This is a genomic window from Klebsiella pneumoniae subsp. pneumoniae HS11286, from assembly GCF_000240185.1.
Lineage (GTDB): Bacteria > Pseudomonadota > Gammaproteobacteria > Enterobacterales > Enterobacteriaceae > Klebsiella > Klebsiella pneumoniae.
The window spans coordinates 2,021,622-2,041,327 of sequence record NC_016845.1 but is presented as its reverse complement, the minus strand read 5'-3'; the positions used below and the strand labels follow the sequence as shown (position 1 = coordinate 2,041,327).

The 19,706-nt window shown below is 58.8% G+C and carries 19 protein-coding genes; 4 read left to right on the top strand and 15 right to left on the bottom strand.

What is annotated here, in order from left to right; all coding sequences use genetic code 11:
* Positions 1–9: 9 nt before the first annotated feature.
* The 12 genes from KPHS_19760 to KPHS_19650 all read right to left on the bottom strand — a co-directional run bounded on the left by KPHS_19760 (position 10) and on the right by KPHS_19650 (position 10,090).
* Positions 10–1,014 carry a DNA polymerase III subunit delta' gene (locus tag KPHS_19760; protein YP_005226276.1) on the bottom strand — a complete coding sequence of 335 codons (1,005 nt, stop codon included), beginning with the start codon at positions 1,012–1,014 and terminating at the stop codon, positions 10–12.
* Positions 1,011–1,652, bottom strand: coding sequence for a thymidylate kinase (locus KPHS_19750; RefSeq protein ID YP_005226275.1), 642 nt, complete (start codon positions 1,650–1,652; stop codon positions 1,011–1,013). The genes KPHS_19760 and KPHS_19750 overlap by 4 nt, the downstream gene beginning before the upstream one ends.
* Positions 1,642–2,664, bottom strand: coding sequence for a putative thymidylate kinase (locus tag KPHS_19740; RefSeq protein ID YP_005226274.1), 1,023 nt, complete (start codon positions 2,662–2,664; stop codon positions 1,642–1,644). Before KPHS_19740 ends, KPHS_19750 begins: the two co-directional genes overlap by 11 nt.
* A 1-nt stretch (position 2,665) precedes the next feature.
* On the bottom strand, positions 2,666–3,475 hold the full coding sequence (locus KPHS_19730) for a 4-amino-4-deoxychorismate lyase (RefSeq protein YP_005226273.1): 810 nt from the start codon (positions 3,473–3,475) through the stop codon (positions 2,666–2,668).
* A 125-nt stretch (positions 3,476–3,600) separates the two neighbouring features.
* On the bottom strand, positions 3,601–4,806 hold the full coding sequence (locus KPHS_19720) for a 3-oxoacyl-(acyl carrier protein) synthase II (RefSeq protein YP_005226272.1): 1,206 nt from the start codon (positions 4,804–4,806) through the stop codon (positions 3,601–3,603).
* A gap of 125 nt (positions 4,807–4,931) precedes the next feature.
* A complete protein-coding gene (locus tag KPHS_19710; RefSeq protein YP_005226271.1) occupies positions 4,932–5,168 on the bottom strand; it encodes an acyl carrier protein in 237 nt (78 codons plus the stop codon).
* A gap of 210 nt (positions 5,169–5,378) precedes the next feature.
* On the bottom strand, positions 5,379–6,113 hold the full coding sequence (locus KPHS_19700; RefSeq protein ID YP_005226270.1) for a 3-ketoacyl-ACP reductase: 735 nt from the start codon (positions 6,111–6,113) through the stop codon (positions 5,379–5,381).
* Positions 6,114–6,125: 12 nt separating this feature from the next.
* Positions 6,126–7,055 (bottom strand): acyl carrier protein S-malonyltransferase, encoded by a 930-nt coding sequence (locus KPHS_19690; protein YP_005226269.1) that lies wholly within the window; start codon positions 7,053–7,055, stop codon positions 6,126–6,128.
* A 15-nt stretch (positions 7,056–7,070) separates the two neighbouring features.
* Complete coding sequence (locus KPHS_19680) at positions 7,071–8,024, bottom strand: 3-oxoacyl-ACP synthase (RefSeq protein ID YP_005226268.1); 954 nt, start codon at positions 8,022–8,024, stop codon at positions 7,071–7,073.
* Between the two features lie 53 nt (positions 8,025–8,077).
* Positions 8,078–8,917, bottom strand: coding sequence for a fatty acid/phospholipid synthesis protein (locus KPHS_19670; protein ID YP_005226267.1), 840 nt, complete (start codon positions 8,915–8,917; stop codon positions 8,078–8,080).
* A gap of 461 nt (positions 8,918–9,378) precedes the next feature.
* On the bottom strand, positions 9,379–9,552 hold the full coding sequence (locus tag KPHS_19660) for a 50S ribosomal protein L32 (protein ID YP_005226266.1): 174 nt from the start codon (positions 9,550–9,552) through the stop codon (positions 9,379–9,381).
* Between the two features lie 16 nt (positions 9,553–9,568).
* Positions 9,569–10,090, bottom strand: a complete 522-nt coding sequence (locus tag KPHS_19650; protein YP_005226265.1) for a 23S rRNA accumulation protein YceD — start codon at positions 10,088–10,090, stop codon at positions 9,569–9,571.
* Between the two features lie 141 nt (positions 10,091–10,231).
* Between KPHS_19650 and KPHS_19640 the strand changes: the two genes are divergently transcribed.
* A complete protein-coding gene (locus tag KPHS_19640; protein YP_005226264.1) occupies positions 10,232–10,816 on the top strand; it encodes a putative inhibitor of septum formation in 585 nt (194 codons plus the stop codon).
* 37 nt (positions 10,817–10,853) lie between these two features.
* Here the strand turns inward: KPHS_19640 and KPHS_19630 are convergent, their stop codons facing one another.
* Positions 10,854–11,849: a 23S rRNA pseudouridylate synthase C gene (locus tag KPHS_19630; protein ID YP_005226263.1), complete on the bottom strand. Its 996-nt coding sequence runs from the start codon at positions 11,847–11,849 to the stop codon at positions 10,854–10,856.
* 657 nt (positions 11,850–12,506) lie between these two features.
* On the opposite strand from KPHS_19630, the gene KPHS_19620 reads away from it, so the two are divergent.
* Both KPHS_19620 and KPHS_19610 read left to right on the top strand, forming a co-directional pair.
* Positions 12,507–15,491, top strand: a complete 2,985-nt coding sequence (locus KPHS_19620) for an RNase E (protein ID YP_005226262.1) — start codon at positions 12,507–12,509, stop codon at positions 15,489–15,491.
* Positions 15,488–15,739, top strand: coding sequence for a ribonuclease E (locus KPHS_19610; RefSeq protein ID YP_005226261.1), 252 nt, complete (start codon positions 15,488–15,490; stop codon positions 15,737–15,739). The genes KPHS_19620 and KPHS_19610 overlap by 4 nt, the downstream gene beginning before the upstream one ends.
* Positions 15,740–15,777: 38 nt before the next feature.
* Here KPHS_19610 and KPHS_19600 read toward each other — a convergent pair whose 3' ends face one another.
* Positions 15,778–16,806, bottom strand: coding sequence for a putative LysR-family transcriptional regulator (locus KPHS_19600; RefSeq protein ID YP_005226260.1), 1,029 nt, complete (start codon positions 16,804–16,806; stop codon positions 15,778–15,780).
* Positions 16,807–16,822: 16 nt separating this feature from the next.
* Here KPHS_19600 and KPHS_19590 point away from each other — a divergent pair, with 16 nt between their 5' ends.
* Positions 16,823–18,037 carry a major facilitator superfamily permease gene (locus tag KPHS_19590; RefSeq protein ID YP_005226259.1) on the top strand — a complete coding sequence of 405 codons (1,215 nt, stop codon included), beginning with the start codon at positions 16,823–16,825 and terminating at the stop codon, positions 18,035–18,037.
* Between the two features lie 52 nt (positions 18,038–18,089).
* Here KPHS_19590 and KPHS_19580 read toward each other — a convergent pair whose 3' ends face one another.
* Entirely contained in the window at positions 18,090–19,625 is a 1,536-nt protein-coding gene (locus tag KPHS_19580; RefSeq protein YP_005226258.1) for an integral membrane protein MviN, read from the bottom strand.
* Positions 19,626–19,706 lie beyond the last annotated feature (81 nt).

Genomic DNA, 19,706 nt, shown 5'->3' with positions numbered 1-19,706 from the left:
ATGTCTCACTCAGAGGTGGGAGACGGGTAAACCCGTCCCGGGTTGCAGGTAATGTTCCCAGCGCAGCAGGCGCTCGGTAAGCAGCAGTTCGCGGTTGACACCGACAACGTTGAGCAATTGCTCGCGGCAGGTACAGACGTCATGGGCAATCGCCTGCAGCCGGGCGGCGGGCAGGCTGTGCGCCAGCTGCTCCAGCAGCGGCCAGACGTCAGGGTTACTCACCAGGGTAATCCCCTGCTGTCGTTTTTGCGCATCGACCAGCAGCGACGCCAGCCAGTGCAGGCGAACTGCCGCCTGTTCATGATTGAGTATCGGCAGCAGCGCCAGCCAGTCACCGCTCGCCAGGGTAGCCGCCAGCGCCTGACACAACTGCTGCCGCGCCGTCCACAGCGGTTCCTGTAACAGTTCGAGCGCCGCAGCCGGCGCGCTGGCGCACAGGCGTAACGCGGTCAACAATGACTCCTGCGGCAGGCTCACCTCACGCTCCAGCCAGGCCAGAGCATAAGGCTCAGACGGCGGCGCCAGATGATGCAGGCGACAGCGGCTGCGCAGAGTGGTCAGCAGACGCGCCGGCTCCTCGCAGGCGAGGAAGAACCAGGTATTCTCCGGGGGCTCCTCCAGCGTTTTCAGCAACGCGTTGGCGGCGGCATCGGTCAGCAAGGCAGCATCGCTAATCCAGACCACTTTTGCCCCACCAAGGCGCGCATGTTCATAGAGCTTTTCATTGACATCGCGCACCGCGTCAATACCCAGCGCGCTCTTGCCCTTCTCGGGGCTGAGCGCATAGTAATCGGGGTGCGTGCCGGCCTGCATCAGCTGACAGCTATGGCAGTGGCCGCAGCTTTTATGTCCTTCGGGCTGGCGGCACATCAGGAAGCGGCACAGCGCGTAAATCAACGCCTCGCCGCCCATCCCGTTCAGGGACTGTAACAGTAAGGCGTGGTGGCCTCGTCCGGCCTGATAGCTACCGACCAGTTGCTCGAACGAGGGGCGCAGCCACGGATACCATTTCATGCCGCTTGCTCCGCCATCCACTGGGCGATCGTGGCGCGAATGTCGCGCGCCACGGCATCCAGCGGCTGAGTTGCGTCAACCGTGCGGATAGAAGGATCGGCGGCGGCCAGCTCAAGATAGCGCGCGCGGGTACGGTTGAAAAAGTTCATGGACTCCTGCTCAATGCGATCCAGCTCGCCGCGGGCCCGGGCGCGCTGCAGCCCCACTTCCGGCGTGACGTCGAGATACAGCGTCAGATTGGGGCGAAAATCACCGAGTACCGCGTCGCGCAGCGTCGCCAGCATCGTGCGGTCAATTCCCCGGCCGCCGCCCTGATAGGCCTGCGTCGACAGATCGTGACGATCGCCGATCACCCACTGGCCGCGGGCCAGCGCGGGCTTAATCACGGTCTCCACCAACTGGACGCGCGCCGCGTAAAACATCAGCACTTCCGCTTTATCGTTAATGACTTCATCGCCCGTGGACTGGATATCCAGCACCAGGCTACGCAGTTTTTCGGCAAGGATTGTGCCCCCCGGCTCGCGGGTAAACACCATATCGTGAATACCCGCCGACTGCAGCGTCTCCACCACCAGTTGACGTGCGGTGGTCTTCCCGGCGCCCTCCAGCCCCTCGATGACGATATAGTTACTGCGCATTTTTTTCCTTAAGTACTTTCAGATAATCCTGCACCGCACGGTTATGACTGACCAGGTTTGTGGTAAACGTATGGCCCCCCTTCCCGTCGGCGACGAAATAAAGATATGGCGTTTTCGCCGGATGGGCGGCCGCCTTCAGCGAGGCCTCGCCCGGCACCGCGATAGGGCCCGGCGGCAAACCGCTGATGGTATAAGTATTGTATGCGGTCGGCGTCTCGAGATCCTTACGCGTTAACTTACCAGTATATCCTGCGCCCATCCCGTAGATTACGGTCGGATCGGTCTGCAAGCGCATACCGATGCGCAGGCGGTTGATAAATACCGACGCGACGCGGTCGCGCTCTTCCGCCACCGCGGTCTCTTTTTCAATAATCGAGGCCATGGTCAACAGCTGGTTCTGATCGGCATAGGGCAGATTCTCCATCCGTCCTTCCCAGACCTTCGCCACTTCGGCGACCATTTTCTGATGCGCGCGCTTGAGGATGGCGATATCGCTGGTGTTGGCGGTGTACATCCAGGTATCCGGCCAGAACCAGCCCTCTACCCAGTCGGCATGCTCAAGACCTAATGCCTTAGCCACCGTCGCGTAGCTATCGTCTTCAAGCGTGTGCTTCACGTACGGGGCATCGCGCAGCTGGCGCAGGTAGTCGCTGACGCGCATGCCTTCGACAAAGCGCAGCGGAAACTGCGCCTCTTTGCCGCTGGCCAGCAGCTGCAACATCTCGCGCACCGTCATTTGCGGCGTGAAGCGATAGGTCCCGGCCTTGAAGTGAGACAGCTCAGGTTCCACCCGCAGCAGCCACTGGAAAACGCGCGGGCGATTGATCACCTTCTCGCGATAGAGATCCTGGCCCAGCGCCAGCCGGCCGGTGCCGGCTTCGAGGGTAAAGATGGTCTCTTCCTTAATCAGCAGCTTGCTGTCCGCCAGCTGGCGTACCTTCCACATGCCTGCCGCCGCGGCGATGCCCAACAGCACGACCAGCAACAGGATAAAACGTAACATTTTCTTCATACTAACCAGACAGCTCACACAAAGGGGCTAAAAAATGGTAAAGCTCACGCGAGGACCAGGTGGTCTCCTCCCAGCGGCGAACCGGCACCAGCGGCATCAGCGCATTGCAGATCAGCACTTCATCGGCCTCCCGCAACGTCTCGGGACGCGCTGTCACTTCGACAACGCGAAACGTCGATGGTGCCAGCTGCGCGATACAGCGCTGCCGCATAATGCCGTTAACCCCGGCATAATCGAGTCGCGGAGTAAATACATCACGTCCCTGACGCCAGAATAAATTCGCGGCACAGCATTCCGTAAGCCACCCGTCACTGTCAAGGACCAGCGCCTCATCGGCGTCCGTCTGCTCAAGATGAGAGCGGATCAGCACCTGCTCAAGGCGATTAAGGTGCTTCAGGCCGGCAAGCCAGGAGTTGCGCCCCAGGGGCACCGGACTCTGGGTCAGAGTAATGCCCTCCTCCCGCCAGCGCGCATAATGCGCCGGGAATGGAGAGAAGCTGAGAATGCGAGTGGGCGACACGCAGCCTGCCGTACTGTATCCCCTTCCCCCAACGCCGCGGGTGAGAGTCACCTTGAGCACGCCCTGCGCGTGCGGCCGAGCCAGACGCTGCATCTCTTCGCTCAGCGTCAGCCAGTCGTTAAATGGGATATGTAATTTTTCACAGGTTGTCTGTAAACGCTGCAGATGGGCGTCCAGTAGCGCAACCTGCCCTTGCTGGATGCGGGCGGTGGTAAAACAGCCGTCGCCAAACTGGGTGGCGCGATCGTTCGCTGCCAACGTGTCCTGTACAACGCCGTTTATCAAGAACATAAAGGACTCCTTTTCACTGGTCGGTCAGTGTGTCAGGACCCAGAGCAGAGAACAAGCGGAGAAAGCTGAATAAAAAAGGCCCGACGAACGGGCCTTTTGTTAAAGCAGTACCGGGGCAAGCCCTGTCACACTTTTTTGAAGATCAGCGAACCGTTAGTGCCGCCAAAGCCGAAGGAGTTGCACAGGGTGTACTCCATACCGGAAACCTGACGCGCTTCGTGTGGAACGAAGTCGAGGTCGCAGCCTTCATCCGGGTTGTCGAGGTTGATCGTCGGCGGAACCGCCTGATCGCGCAGCGCCAGGATAGAATAAATCGACTCTACCGCCCCTGCCGCACCCAGCAGATGCCCGGTCATGGATTTGGTAGAGCTCACCAGTACGCGGCTCGCCGCATCACCGAAGACAGACTTAACCGCCTGCGCTTCCGCTTTATCGCCGGCCGGCGTCGAGGTGCCGTGGGCGTTGACGTAGCCGATCTGGCCCGGTTCGATGCCCGCATCGCGAATAGCATTCACCATTGCCAGCGCGGCGCCCGCGCCATCTTCCGGCGGTGACGTCATGTGGTAAGCATCGCTGCTCATGCCGAAGCCAACGATCTCGGCGTAGATTTTGGCGCCGCGTTTTTTGGCATGCTCGTACTCTTCCAGCACCACCATACCCGCGCCGTCGCCCAGCACGAAGCCGTCACGATCTTTATCCCACGGACGGCTCGCCGCCTGCGGGTTGTCATTGCGCGTGGAGAGCGCACGCGCCGCGCCGAAGCCGCCCACGCCAAGCGGGGTACTGGCTTTTTCCGCGCCGCCTGCCACCATCGCATCGGCATCGCCATAGGCGATGATGCGCGCGGCCTGGCCGATGTTGTGCACGCCTGAAGTACACGCGGTCGCGATAGAGATACTTGGCCCACGCAGACCAAACATGATGGTCAGATGTCCGGCCACCATGTTAACAATTGTGGAAGGAACGAAGAATGGGCTGATCTTGCGCGGTCCGCCGTTAACCAGCGAACTGTGGTTTTCTTCGATCAAGCCGAGACCGCCGATACCGGAGCCGATAGCGGCGCCAATACGGGTTGCATTCTCTTCCGTCACTTCAAGGCCAGAATCCTGCATGGCCTGAACGCCAGCGACAATTCCATATTGAATGAAGGCATCCATCTTGCGCTGTTCTTTGCGCGAGATAATGTCATCACAGTTAAAATCCTTTACTAAGCCAGCAAATTTCGTTGCATAGGCGCTAGTATCGAAATGGTCGATCAGGCTGATGCCACTCTGACCGGCAAGGAGAGCTTTCCAGGTAGACTCTACGGTATTGCCGACAGGAGACAACATGCCCAGTCCGGTCACAACTACACGACGCTTAGACACGTTTGTCCTCCAGGGAGGGAAAATAGATTCTTGTGGGACAAAAAAAAGATAAAACTCAGGCGGTCGAATGACCGCCTGGAGATGTTCACTTACGCCTGGTGGCCGTTGATGTAATCAATGGCAGCCTGAACGGTGGTGATTTTCTCAGCTTCTTCGTCCGGAATCTCAGTATCAAACTCTTCTTCCAGAGCCATTACCAGCTCAACGGTGTCAAGAGAATCAGCGCCCAGGTCTTCAACGAAGGAAGCATTGTTGGTAACTTCTTCCTGCTTAACGCCCAGCTGCTCGCCGATAATTTTCTTAACGCGTTCTTCGATAGTGCTCATACTCTTAAATTTCCTATCAAAACTCGCTTTCGCGATGGTTTTCGTAGTGTATAAAATGTTGAAAAATTTGCAACTAAATCCCGGCAGGTCTTACCACGATTTTGCGCTATTTTGAGGCCGTTTGCCCTAAGAACGCAAATCTTTTCGCACAAAACCGCACAGAGAACCGTGCGAAGTGCGCGGTTCCTGAACGTTTTGCACAAATCTCGGTCAGACCATGTACATTCCGCCGTTGACGTGCAGCGTTTCACCAGTGATGTAACTTGCTTCGTCAGAGGCTAAAAATGCAACCGCGCTGGCGATTTCATTTGGGGTGCCAAGGCGCCCCGCAGGAACTGCCGCCAGCGTACCCGCACGCTGCTCATCGGTCAGCGCACGCGTCATGTCCGTTTCAATAAAGCCCGGAGCAACAACGTTTACAGTAATACCGCGGGACGCAACTTCACGCGCCAGTGATTTACTGAAGCCGATCAGACCCGCTTTCGCCGCGGCGTAGTTGGCCTGACCCGCATTTCCCATGGTACCAACCACAGAACCGATAGTGATAATACGTCCATGACGCTTTTTCATCATAGCGCGCATTACCGCTTTTGACAGACGGAAAACCGATGACAGGTTGGTTTCGATAATATCGTTCCACTCGTCATCTTTCATGCGCATTAACAGATTGTCGCGAGTGATCCCGGCATTATTCACCAGGATATCCACTTCGCCAAACTCTGCGCGCACATTTTCCAGAACAGATTCAATAGATGCCGGGTCGGTCACATTCAACATCAGACCTTTACCATTGGCGCCTAAATAGTCGCTGATCGCCTGCGCGCCGCTTTCGCTGGTCGCAGTACCGATAACTTTCGCGCCACGGGCGACGAGCGTTTCAGCGATAGCACGGCCAATACCGCGGCTTGCACCGGTAACCAGCGCGATTTTTCCTTCAAAACTCATGGTTTTCCTCTTTTATTGCTCAAGCGCCGCAGACATCGCCGCCGGCTCGTTAAGCGCGGAAGCGGTCAGGGTGTCAACAATACGTTTGGTCAGGCCGGTGAGGACTTTACCCGGGCCAACCTCATACAGATGCGATACGCCCTCGGCAGCCATAAACTCAACGGTTTTGGTCCACTGCACCGGGCTGTACAGCTGGCGCACCAGCGCGTCGCGAATGGCGTCCGGCGCGGTTTCGCACTTCACGTCGACGTTATTCACCACCGGAATCGTCGGCGCGTTGAAGGTGATTTTCTGCAGCTCTACCGCCAGTTTTTCTGCGGCTGGCTTCATCAGCGCGCAGTGGGACGGCACGCTCACCGGCAGCGGCAGCGCGCGTTTGGCGCCGGCGGCTTTACAGGCGGCGCCAGCGCGTTCAACGGCCTCTTTGTGCCCGGCGATAACCACCTGGCCCGGAGAATTGTAGTTCACCGGAGAGACCACCTGCCCTTCGGCAGACTCTTCACAGGCTTTGGCGATAGCGGCGTCGTCCAGACCGATAATCGCGGACATGGCGCCGGTACCTTCCGGTACGGCTTCCTGCATGAATTTACCACGCAGCTCAACCAGGCGAACGGCATCAGCGAAACCGATAACGCCCGCGCATACCAGCGCGGAGTATTCGCCGAGGCTGTGACCCGCCAGCAGCGCTGGCGCTTTGCCGCCCTGCTGTTGCCAGACGCGGTACAGCGCCACGGAGGCGGCGAGCAGCGCCGGTTGAGTCTGCCAGGTCTTATTCAGTTCTTCTGCCGGGCCCTGTTGCGTCAGCGCCCACAGATCGTAACCCAACGCTGCGGAAGCTTCACCGAAGGTCTCTTCAATGACCGGCCAGGCGGCAGCCATTTCGGCCAGCATGCCTACGGCCTGAGAGCCCTGCCCCGGGAACACAAATGCGAATTGCGTCATGTTTAAATCCTTATACTAAAAACGAACCAGCGCGGAACCCCAGGTGAAACCGCCACCAAAGGCTTCCAGCAAAATCAGCTGACCGCGCTGAATACGGCCATCGCGGACGGCCTCATCCAGCGCGCAAGGGACTGACGCCGCGGAGGTGTTGCCATGGCGGTCGAGGGTCACAACGACGTTATCCATCGACATACCCAGTTTCTTCGCCGTCGCGCTGATAATACGCAGGTTAGCCTGATGCGGCACCAGCCAGTCCAGCGCTGAACGTTCAAGATTATTCGCTGCCAGCGTCTCATCAACGATGTGCGCCAGCTCGGTGACCGCCACTTTGAAGACTTCGTTGCCGGCCATCGTCAGATAGATCGGGTTTTCCGGATCGACGCGATCGGCGTTCGGCAGGGTCAGCAGTTCGCCATAGCTGCCGTCGGCATGCAGATGCGTCGAGATAATGCCCGGCTCTTCGGAGGCGCCCAGTACAACCGCGCCGGCGCCGTCGCCGAAAATAATAATCGTTCCGCGATCCGCCGGATCGCAGGTGCGCGCCAGCACATCGGCGCCAACAACCAGCGCATAATCTACCGCGCCGTTCTTCACATACTGATCGGCGACGCTTAGCGCATAGGTGAAACCGGCGCAGGCGGCGGCGACATCAAACGCCGGGCAACCCTTAACGCCCAGCATTGACTGGATCTGGCATGCAGAACTCGGAAACGCGTGCGTGCCGGAGGTGGTCGCAACGATAATCAGACCAATTTGCTCCGCGGACACGCCCGCCATCGCCAGCGCCTGCTTTGCGGCTTCAAAGCCCATCGTAGCAACTGTTTCATGCGCTGCGGCAATACGACGCTCACGGATACCTGTGCGGGTGACAATCCACTCGTCAGAGGTTTCTACCATTTTTTCCAGGTCGGCGTTTGTACGCACTTGCTCGGGCAGATAGCTGCCGGTACCAATAATCTTCGTATACATGTACGCTCAGTCACTCTTGGGTGATATACCCGCCTCGTTCAACCGCCGCGGCGTCAATCGTGGCCATTCGTCCCGCTTTGCTGTCGGGCGTTCACGTCACTGTCGCTTTCCGGCAGCTCGAAACCAGCTGGGTATAAAGATTCCAGGCGCGCGGCGATCCGCTGAGGGATCTGCCGCTGCACCGCCTGCACTGCCTGCTCTATCGCGACGCTAAAGGCGCGTTGATTGGCAGCACCATGACTCTTGATCACGGAACCGCGCAATCCTAACAGACAGGCGCCATTATACTGGTCGGGGTTGAGGTGACTGAATCGCCTCGCCAGGCTTTTTTGTAACCAACGTTTTAGTAACAGCAGCCACCACGACCGTTTTTTGCCCTCTCCCTGAGATTTCAGCAGTGAAAGGAACATTCTGACAACACCTTCCATGGTTTTTAATGTGACGTTGCCCGTGAATCCATCACAAACCAGCACATCGGTTTTTCCGGTCAACAGTTCATTGGCTTCAAGATAGCCGATGTAGTTGAGGGAAGGCAGCGTTTTGAGCACTGCGGCAGCATCGCGGATGCTGCCGAGGCCTTTCATCTCTTCTTCGCCGATGTTCAACAAAGCGACGCGGGGGTTGGCAATGCCGACCACTTCTTCCGCCAGCACCGCGCCCATTACCGCGAACTGCACCAGCATCGTGCTGTCGCAATCGACGTTGGCGCCGAGATCCAGCACCACGGTTTTGCCCTTCTGCTGGTGCGGTAAAACCGTCACCAGCGCCGGCCGCTCAATACCTTCGATCGGTTTGAGCAGCAGTTTCGCCAGACCCATCAGCGCGCCGGTGTTGCCAGCGCTGACGCAGGCTTGCGCCCGCCCTTCTTTCACAAGCTCCAGCGCCACGCGCATTGAGCTTCCGCGACTGCTGCGGATAGCCTGTGCGGGTCGCGCATCACTGGCAATAACTGACTGCGCAGGAATGATCTGCAGACGCGAACGTTGTTCGAAATCAGCTTTGGCGAGTAATGGCGTGATGGCGTCGGGATCGCCGACTAAAAGAAGTGTGAGTTGCGAATTAGAGTTCAGTGCCTGCAGTGCTGCAGGCACCGTCACGGATGGGCCGAAATCGCCCCCCATGACATCTAACGCCAGGGTTAGACGTGTCAAGGTATCGTCGCTGCCCGGTTCGGTGATTCCCCAGTTGCCCGGGGAGTCCTCACTAAGCTTCATCACGCTGGCACCCGCGAATATTCACGCTGCAGACGCAACAATCCGGGCATAAATGCCCCCAGCGACCGGGTTAACCGAGTTTCCAGGGACGCAAACGCCCGCCTTGGCCTGCAACGGGAAATCCTGCGAGTATCGCGTGATTACTTAGCGATAACCTTGCGACCGCGGTAGAAACCGTCGGCAGTGATGTGGTGACGCAGGTGTTTCTCACCAGAAGTTTTGTCTACAGACAGGCTGGTGACTGCGGTCAGCGCGTCATGGGAACGACGCATGCCACGTTTGGAACGGGTTGGTTTATTCTGTTGTACGGCCATGGACCTTACTCCTCAATTACTTACGCTTTAAGCTGGCTAATACGGCAAATGGGTTTGGTTTTTGTGCCTCTTCAGGCAGTTCGCCAAAGACCATGTCCGCGTCGGACACTTCACAGTGTTCAGAATCATGCACCGGAACTACGGGCAGGGAGAGGATAATTTCATCCTCGACCATTGCCTGCAGGTCGATTTCACCGAATTCGTTAACCTCAATCGGCTCATACGCTTCCGGTAGTGCTTCGGCCTGTTCGTCATTTCTGACGGGGCTAAAACAATACGTGGTGTGGACGTGATGGGAGAACGGTTTCCCGCAACGCTGGCATTCGAGAGTTACCGTTACCTTTGCATCGCCAGTAATAACGGCGAGACGCTGGTTATCGATAGCGAACGACATGCTGCATTCCACATCGCTGTCCACGCTGACTACAGAATCGGTTACACGTTCAACCTGATCGCGGGCATAGATGCCTTCGTAATCAAGGCGTTTTTGAGCCGTGCGTACCGGATCAAGAGTCAGGGGTAATTTTACCTTTTGCATAGGGCGCGCATATTAACTTTGTAATGTCATAGAGTCAAAGAAAAAGGCAGCCTCAGGTTGCCTTTTGCCATTTATTCGCACACATTGCGGCGCATAGTTTAAGATGATGCTCTGCGAAGCGCTATATGTGGATGAAAAAATATGTCTGATCTTATCCTCGCGTCAACCTCTCCCTGGCGGCGCATGCTGCTGGAAAAACTGGGTTTACCGTTTGAATGTGCCGCGCCTGACGTCGACGAAACGCCCCGGCCTGATGAATCCGCACGTCAGCTTGTCACCCGACTGGCGCAGGCCAAAGCGCAAAGTCTGGCCACACGCTTCCCTAATCACCTTATTATAGGCTCCGATCAGGTTTGCGTACTGGACGGTGAAATCACCGGCAAACCGCACACCGAGGAAAATGCCCGCAGGCAGTTAAGAAAGGCCAGCGGGTCAATCATTACCTTTTATACCGGACTGGCGCTGTACAACTCTGCCAGCGGCCATCTGCAAACCGAATGCGAACCCTTTGACGTTCACTTTCGCCATCTCAGTGATAAAGAGATAGAAGGCTATGTGCGCAAAGAGAACCCGCTGCAGTGCGCCGGGAGTTTCAAGAGCGAAGGATTAGGCATTACGCTGTTCGAACGGCTGGAAGGCCGCGACCCGAACACCCTGGTCGGTTTACCCTTAATCGCGCTCTGTCAGATGTTGCGCCGTGAAAACTACAACCCGCTGTTAGGCTGAGGCAAAAAAAACGGCGGAACTGATTCCGCCGTTGCGCTTATTTGCTCTTCCGTAGCACCTGTAAACAGTGCTTCAGCTGGTTGTCCAGCGGCGCCTCAACGCGCATCACCTCCCCGCTCCCCGGGTGGGTAAACTTCAGCGCCGCCGCGTGCAGGAACAGGCGGTTTAAGCCGGTAGCGGACAGCTGCTTGTCGAACTCGCGGTCGCCATAGCGGTCGTCAAAAGCGATAGGATGGCCGGCATACTGGGTATGAACGCGGATCTGATGCGTGCGGCCGGTGACCGGGCTGCAGCGCACCAGCGTGGCGAATTCGTAACGCTCTTCCACTTTAAAACGCGTCTCCGACGGCTTGCCTTCCTGACTCACGCGAACGATGCGCTCCCCGCTCTGCAGAATATTCTTCAACAGCGGGGCCTGGACCACTTTGGTATGCGACTGCCACTGGCCGCGCACCAGCGCCAGATAATCTTTCTGCATGCCTTTATCGCGCAGTTGCTCGTGCAGCGAACGCAGCGCTGAGCGCTTTTTCGCCACCAGCAGCACGCCGGAGGTATCCCGGTCGAGACGATGCACCAGCTCAAGGAAGCGCGCCTCCGGGCGCAGGGCGCGCAGCCCTTCAATCACGCCGAAGCTTAGGCCGCTGCCGCCGTGTACCGCGGTACCAGAAGGCTTATTGAGCACCAGAATATGATCGTCTTCATAGAGGATCACCTCAGAGAGCGCGGCCACTTTCTGCAGGTGCGGCGATACCGCCTCTTCTTCACGCTCCGCCACGCGCACCGGCGGGATACGGACTTCATCGCCCGCTTCCAGCTTATACTCCGGCTTCACGCGCTTTTTGTTTACCCGCACCTCGCCTTTACGCAGGATGCGATAAATCATGCTTTTCGGTACGCCTTTCAATTGCGTACGCAAAAAGTTGTCGATACGTTGCCCCGCTTCATCAGCAGCAATGGCAACCATTTTTACGGTTGGGGTCTCAGTTTTCATGGTGCGCGATTCTAAATAGCCGGACGCATTAGCGCCACTCATTTTTATATGCTTATATTTATCATTATCCTGTTTTCACGGTTTACCTGACCGCCATTTTGTTTGTTATTAGAACAATCTGTATGGGCAGGTGATAAAACTGTGAGTAACCGGGTGATAAAAGGTGAAAGTCAACTTGCTATAACAAGGTTAGCAATGGAATAATGAGACCGTTTTCCGTATTGCATCTTGTTAGAACAAGACATTAGCGGAATGACCAATTTTGTCTGACCGATCGCCCACGCAGCAATGGCGTAAGACGTTGTGATCTTTCAGACAGTTAGCGGGCTGCGGGTTGCAGTCCTTACCGGTACAGGCTCTATGGATTTCAAGTCGCAGGAAGGCGTCAACTCCGGGACTCCCGGGAGCTCATCTGGATCGCCAGATCGAGGTGAGCAGGTTAAGCCACCATGCCTGCAACGCGAAAGACGACGAGTATAAATGGAATATTCTCTGGTGATACATCCCAGGCTGTTCCCCTGAATAATTGCGCTGTGTTTCCGTTTGAAACATAGGCGACCGACACTCTGCGCCTCTTAAGCGCGCGACAACCGTGAGGTTGGCGACGTGAACCAGACACGAGGCCATCGGTTTTCCCCCGGAAAGGCATTACTCTGCCCGCAGCTTAGTCGTCAATGTAAGAATAATGAGTAAGTTACGATGAAAAGAATGTTAATCAACGCAACTCAGCAGGAAGAGTTGCGCGTCGCCCTTGTTGATGGGCAGCGCCTGTACGACCTGGATATCGAAAGCCCCGGGCACGAACAGAAAAAAGCGAACATCTACAAAGGCAAAATCACCCGCATTGAACCCAGCCTTGAAGCCGCGTTTGTTGATTACGGCGCCGAGCGTCATGGTTTCCTCCCCCTCAAAGAAATCGCCCGCGAATACTTCCCCGCCAACTACAATGCGCATGGTCGTCCTAATATCAAAGACGTACTGCGGGAAGGTCAGGAAGTTATCGTGCAGATTGATAAAGAAGAACGCGGCAACAAAGGCGCTGCGCTCACCACCTTTATCAGCCTGGCGGGCAGCTATCTGGTACTGATGCCGAACAACCCGCGCGCCGGGGGAATTTCCCGCCGTATCGAGGGCGACGACCGTACCGAACTGAAAGAAGCGCTGGCGAGCCTGGAGCTTCCGGACGGCATGGGCCTGATCGTTCGCACCGCTGGCGTCGGCAAATCCGCCGAAGCCCTGCAGTGGGACCTGAGCTTCCGCCTGAAGCACTGGGAAGCGATTCAGAAAGCCGCGGAAAGCCGTCCGGCGCCGTTCCTGATCCACCAGGAAAGCAACGTCATTGTCCGCGCCTTCCGTGACTACCTGCGCCAGGACATCGGCGAAATCCTGATCGATAACCCGAAAGTGCTTGAGCTGGCGCGCCAGCATATCGCCGCGCTGGGTCGTCCGGATTTCAGCAGCAAAATCAAACTGTACACCGGTGAAATCCCGCTGTTCAGCCATTATCAGATCGAATCGCAAATTGAGTCCGCCTTCCAGCGCGAAGTGCGCCTGCCTTCCGGCGGGTCTATCGTTATCGATAGCACCGAAGCGCTGACCGCGATCGATATCAACTCCGCCCGCGCCACCCGCGGCGGCGATATCGAAGAGACAGCCTTCAATACCAACCTCGAAGCGGCTGACGAAATTGCCCGCCAGCTGCGTCTGCGCGACCTCGGCGGCCTGATCGTTATCGACTTCATCGATATGACCCCGGTTCGCCACCAGCGCGCCGTGGAGAATCGTCTGCGCGAAGCCGTCCGTCAGGACCGGGCGCGCATTCAGATCAGCCATATTTCGCGCTTCGGCCTGCTGGAGATGTCCCGTCAGCGCCTGAGCCCGTCGCTGGGCGAGTCCAGTCACCACGTCTGCCCGCGCTGCTCCGGCACCGGCACCGTGCGTGATAACGAATCGCTGTCGCTCTCTATTCTGCGTCTGATCGAAGAAGAAGCGCTGAAAGAGAATACCAAAGAAGTCCACGCCATTGTTCCGGTACCGATCGCCTCCTATCTGCTGAACGAAAAACGTGCCGCAGTGAGCGCTATCGAATCCCGTCAGGGCGATGTGCGCGTTATTATCGTGCCAAACGACGAAATGCAAACGCCGCACTACTCCGTCCTGCGCGTGCGCAAAGGTGAAGAAACCTCAACGCTGAGCTATCTGCTGCCGAAGCTGCATGAAGAAGAGATGGCGCTGCCAGGCGACGATGAGCCGGCGGAGCGGAAACGTCCGGAACAGCCGGCCCTGGCCGCTTTTGTCATGCCAGATGCGCCGCCAGCCCCGATGCTCGAAGAGCCTGCCGCCGCGCCTGTCGCCGCAGCGGCACCGGTCGCGGCCGCCGCACCGGCGCAGCCTGGCCTGCTCTCACGCTTCTTCAGCGCGCTGAAGAATATCTTCTCTGGCGCCGAAGAGGCCAAACCGGCTGAAGTTCAGATCGAGAAGAAAGCGGAAGAAAAACCGGAGCGTCAGCAGGAGCGTCGTAAACCGCGCGCCAACAACCGCCGCGACCGCAACGACCGCCGTGATAACCGCGACAATCGTGACAACCGCGATAACCGTGACAATCGCGACACCCGTGCGGACAATGCCGAGGGCCGTGAACCGCGCGAATCGCGTGAAGAGAATCGTCGCAACCGTCGCGAGAAGCCGTCGCAGAACGTGGAAGCCCGTGATGTTCGCCAAACCTCAGGCGACGACGCGGAGAAAGCGAAATCCCGTGACGAGCAGCAGCCGCGCCGCGAACGCACCCGCCGCCGCAATGACGACAAACGTCAGGCGCAGCAGGAAGCCAAAGCGCAGACTCGCGAAGAGCCGGTTGTGCAGGAGACGGAGCAGGAAGAGCGTGTACAAACTCTGCCGCGTCGTAAACCGCGCCAGCTGGCACAGAAAGTGCGCGTTGAGTCCGCTGTCGTCGAGCCAGTTGCCGAGATCGTGCCAGAAGCCGTAGTGGCTGAAGTTATCGCTCCGCACAGCGAGCCGGTGAAAGCCGAGCTGCCGGCAGGGGTGGAGAGCGTTGCGGACCAGGACGAAAATGGCGAATCCCGTGAAGCGAACGGTATGCCGCGTCGCTCACGTCGCTCCCCGCGTCACCTGCGCGTCAGCGGTCAGCGTCGTCGTCGCTATCGTGACGAACGCTATCCGACCCAGTCGCCTATGCCGCTGACCGTAGCCTGCGCATCGCCGGAGATGGCTTCCGGTAAAGTCTGGATCCGCTACCCGGTGGTTCGTCCGCAGGATCAGCAGCCGGAAGAGGTTCAGGTTCAGGACGCCAGCGTCGCGAAAACTGTCGAGGCCGTAGCGGCCCCGGTTGCCGTCGTTGAAACCGTTACCGCTGCGCCGGTCACCGTCGAGCCGGCTACCATGGAACCAGTAACCGCTGAGCCGGTAGTCGTCGAGCCGGTAGCGGCCGCCGAGCCGCTGGTCGTTGATGCTGCGGAAGTTGTCGCGCCAGCAGCCGTCGAGCCAGCGCCTCAGGAGCCGGTCACCGAAGCACCGGCTGTCGAAGCGCCTCAGGCTATCGCGCCAGTGACGCTCGACCCCGAGCCGGTGGTGGTAGAGCCTGAAGCGCTGGAACGACGCCTGTCGTTGCAGCGCCAGTTGAAACCATCGCCCCGGTCGCAGAAACCGTGGAGCAAGCGCCAGTGATCGAAGCGGCCCCTGCCGAACCGGTCAAAGCCGAGCCCCCGGTGAGCAAGCCGGTCGTAGTGGCGGGTCATCGCCATGCCACCGCGCCAATGACCCGTGCGCCAGCTCCGGACTATGTCCCGGAAGCACCGCGTCACAGCACCTGGGTGCGCCCGCCGTTCGCCTTTGAAGGTAAAGGCGCCGCCGGTGGTCATAGCGCGACCCATAAAGCCACCGCTGAACCGACTCGCCCACAGCCCGTCGAGTAAGCGTGCTTAATAAAAAAACCGGCCTTTGGCCGGTTTTTTTATGCGCTTTGCGGACGCTGCATCCCGGCGAGATCCGGCATGATCTCCCGCATCAGGTCGAGGAACTTACGCAGGCGTGTCGGGTAATAGCGCGCCCAGGGATAAACCAGATGAACCGGCAGCGAGGCGGGTCGCCACTGCGGGAACAGCTCAATCAGCCGTCCGGCGGCAATATCCTCCACGACCGTCCAGCTGGACACCATCGCCACCCCCAGCCCCGCCAGCGCGGTGTTGCGCGCGACGTAAAGACTGTCAGTGCTCAGACAGGGAGTAATCGCTGTAGAGACAATCTGCCCGCTTGCCTGATGCCTGAGCCGTACCTCATGCTGATAAAAGGTATTAATGGCGATCCATGGCAGGCCCGATAACGCCTCCAGCGAGGTTAACGGCGGATACTTCGCCAGCAGCTCAGGAGAAGCCACTACGCAGCGCGGCACTTCCGCCAGCAGTACGGATACCGTTGCTGGATCCACCTCCGCCCCCACGCGAATAGCGCAGTCGATATTATCGCTGAGGAAGTCGACGGTATTATCGTTTAGCATCCACTCCACCGACAGCTGCGGATGGCGCTGTAGAAATGCCACCAGCGGCGCCAGCAGCTGCTGCTGGCCAAACGCGTGGGGCGCCCGCACTCGCAGAACGCCCACCGGCCGATCGTCGGCAATACGCAGGTCATCCTCCAGCGCCAGCCAGGCGTCCACCACCTGACGGGCGTGACGATAACAGCGTTCGCCATCGTCAGTGAGCTTCATCGCATGGGTGGTGCGCAGGATCAGCTTAACCCCCAGCAGCCCTTCAAGGGACTGCAGGCGGCGGCTGACGGTCGCCTGGGTAGTGTCCATCTGCCCTGCGGCGGCGGAGAGCGATCCGGCCTCTACGATGCGGATATAGGTGCGCATCAGCTCAATGCGGTCTATACGCTCTTGTCTTTTCATTTTCCTTTTGCCTATACGTGCTACGTATAACCGTTTTACCACCAGCCCGGCTACCGCGCCAGTCGCGTTCAGGGAAAAATAGCCCCATCGCATCTATGAGGCATTGAACATGACACCGACTTCCCTTTCCACCCGCGACGCAGGCTGGATTATCTTCATTCTCGCACTCGGCGCCGGCTTTAGCGTCGCCTCTATTTACTACGCGCAGCCGCTGCTGCCGTTGATGGGCGCCAATCTCCACCTGACTGTAGAAGGTATGGGTCTGGTCCCTACCCTGACGCAGGCGGGTTATGCGCTCGGCATTCTGTTCCTGCTCCCGCTCGGCGACCGCCACGATCGCCGCCGGCTGATCCTGGTGAAAAGCGCGCTGCTGGCGCTCCTGCTGCTCCTGTGCAGCCTCACCGGCCAGCTCAGCTCACTGCTGGTGGTCAGTCTGCTGATCGGTATGGCGGCGACCATGGCGCAGGATATCGTCCCGGCGGCGGCGATCCTCGCCCCGGCGGGCAAGCAGGGAAAAATGGTGGGCACCGTGATGACCGGGCTGCTGCTGGGGATCCTGCTCTCCCGGACGGTCAGCGGCGTGGTGGGCGCCGTATTCGGCTGGCGGGTGATGTATCAGGCGGCGGCGGTCAGCGTCGCGCTGATTGGCCTGGTAATGTGGCGCGTCCTGCCGCGCTTCGCTGTGCACTCGACGCTGAGCTATCCGCAGCTGATGGCCTCGATGGCGCATCTGTGGCAGCGTTACCCGGCATTACGCCGCGCCGCGCTAGCTCAGGGCGCGCTCTCCATCGCCTTTAGCGCCTTCTGGTCGACGCTGGCGGTGATGCTCTCCGAACACTATCACATGGGCAGCGCAGTAGCGGGCGGTTTCGGTATCGCCGGGGCCGCCGGGGCGCTGGCCGCGCCGCTTGCCGGCGGTCTGGCCGATAAATTTGGCGCCGGTAAGGTGACACAGATGGGTGCGGCGCTGGTCACCCTCTCCTTTGCCCTGATGTTTGTGCTGCCGCTGCTGCCAGTGCACGCTCAGTTGGCGCTGATTGCCCTGTCGGCGATTGGCTTTGACCTTGGCCTGCAGTCAAGCCTGGTGGCGCATCAGAACCTGGTATATGGCCTTGAGCCACAGGCCCGCGGCCGCCTCAACGCCCTGCTATTCACCGTGGTGTTTATCGGGATGTCGCTGGGATCGGTGCTGGGCAGTAAGCTGTACGTGCTGGCCGGCTGGAACGGAGTGGTCACGCTGGCAGTGATCACTGGCGCGCTAGCCCTGGCGATCCGCCTGCTGGAGAATGCCCGCATCCTCGCTGCCGAACGCAGCGCATCATAAAAAACCCCGCTTCGCCTGAGGCGAAGCGGGGTTTTTCTACCCTCACAACCGCTTACGCCGTGCGACGGACAAACTCTTTCACGCGGAAGCCCAGCACCAGCAGCGTGGCGAAATAGGCTACCACCCCGGCGATAACCACCGCCAGCAAACGCATCAGACGGAACGGCATCGTCCCCAGCGACCACTCAGGCATGAGATGCATGACGCCCAGCAGCGCCGCGGCCATAACCAGCACTGCAATAATCAGACGCAGCAGGAAGGCCAACCAGCCCGGCTGCGGGGTGAAAATTTTCTGTTTACGCAGCTGCCAGTAGAGCAGCGCGGCGTTCAGGCAGGCCGCCAGGCCGATGGACAGCGACAGACCCGCATGCTTCAGCGGGCCGATAAACGCCAGGTTCATTACCTGAGTCATAATCAGGGTGATAATAGCAATCTTGACCGGGGTCTTGATGTCCTGACGGGAATAAAAGCCCGGCGCCAGCACTTTCACCACGATAAGGCCCATCAGCCCCACGGAATAGGCCACCAGCGCGCGCTGGGTCATCGCCGCGTCAAAGGCGCTGAATTTGCCGTACTGGAACAGAGCCACGGTCAGCGGTTTGGCGAGGATCCCCAGCGCCACCGCGCTCGGCAGCGCCAGCAGAAAACAGAGACGCAGTCCCCAGTCCATCAGCCGGCAATACTCGTCATGGTTACCGCTGGCGAAGCTTTTTGACAGCGATGGCAGCAGGATAGTGCCGAGCGCCACGCCCAGCACGCCGGAGGGAAACTCCATCAGGCGGTCGGCATAATACATCCACGACACCGAGCCCGACACGAGGAATGAGGCGAAAATGGTATTGATAATAAGGGAGATCTGGCTTACCGACACGCCAAGGATCGCCGGCCCCATCTGCTTCACCACCCGCATCGCGCCGGCATCTTTCAGATTAATTCGCGGCAGGACCAGCATGCCAATCTTCTTCAGATGCGGCAGCTGGTAAGCCAGCTGCAGCACGCCGCCGACCGTCACCGCCCAGGCCAGCGCCAGCACCGGCGGATGGAAATACGGCGCGGCAAACAGCGCAAAACCAATCATACTGACGTTGAGGAACGTCGGCGCAAAGGCCGGCACCGAGAAGCGGTTCCAGGTATTGAGGATCGCCCCCACCAGCGAAGCCAGGGAGATCAGCAAAATATAGGGAAAGGTAATACGCAGCAGCTGGGTGGTTAGCGCAAACTTATCGGCGGTATCGGCAAAGCCGGGCGCAGTAATGGTGATTACCCACGGCGCCGCCAGCATCCCGATAACGGTAACGATAGCCAGGGCCAGGGTCAGCAGCCCGGAGACGTATGAGACAAACACGCGGGTGGCATCTTCGCCCTGCTTGCTTTTATATTCGGCAAGGATCGGCACAAACGCCTGTGAGAAGGCGCCTTCGGCAAAAATACGCCGCAGCAGGTTAGGCAGTTTGAAGGCGACAAAAAAGGCATCGGTCGCCATCCCGGCGCCAAAAATACGCGCCACAATCGCATCGCGGGCAAAGCCCAGCACGCGCGAAAACATGGTCATCGAACTGACTGCCGCCAGTGATTTTAAAAGGTTCATTACGCTGTTATTCCAAACCCTGGAGTAAAACGCCCGCAAATGCGGGCGCTGGAAAGTGGCGATAGTCTACCGGGTTCAACA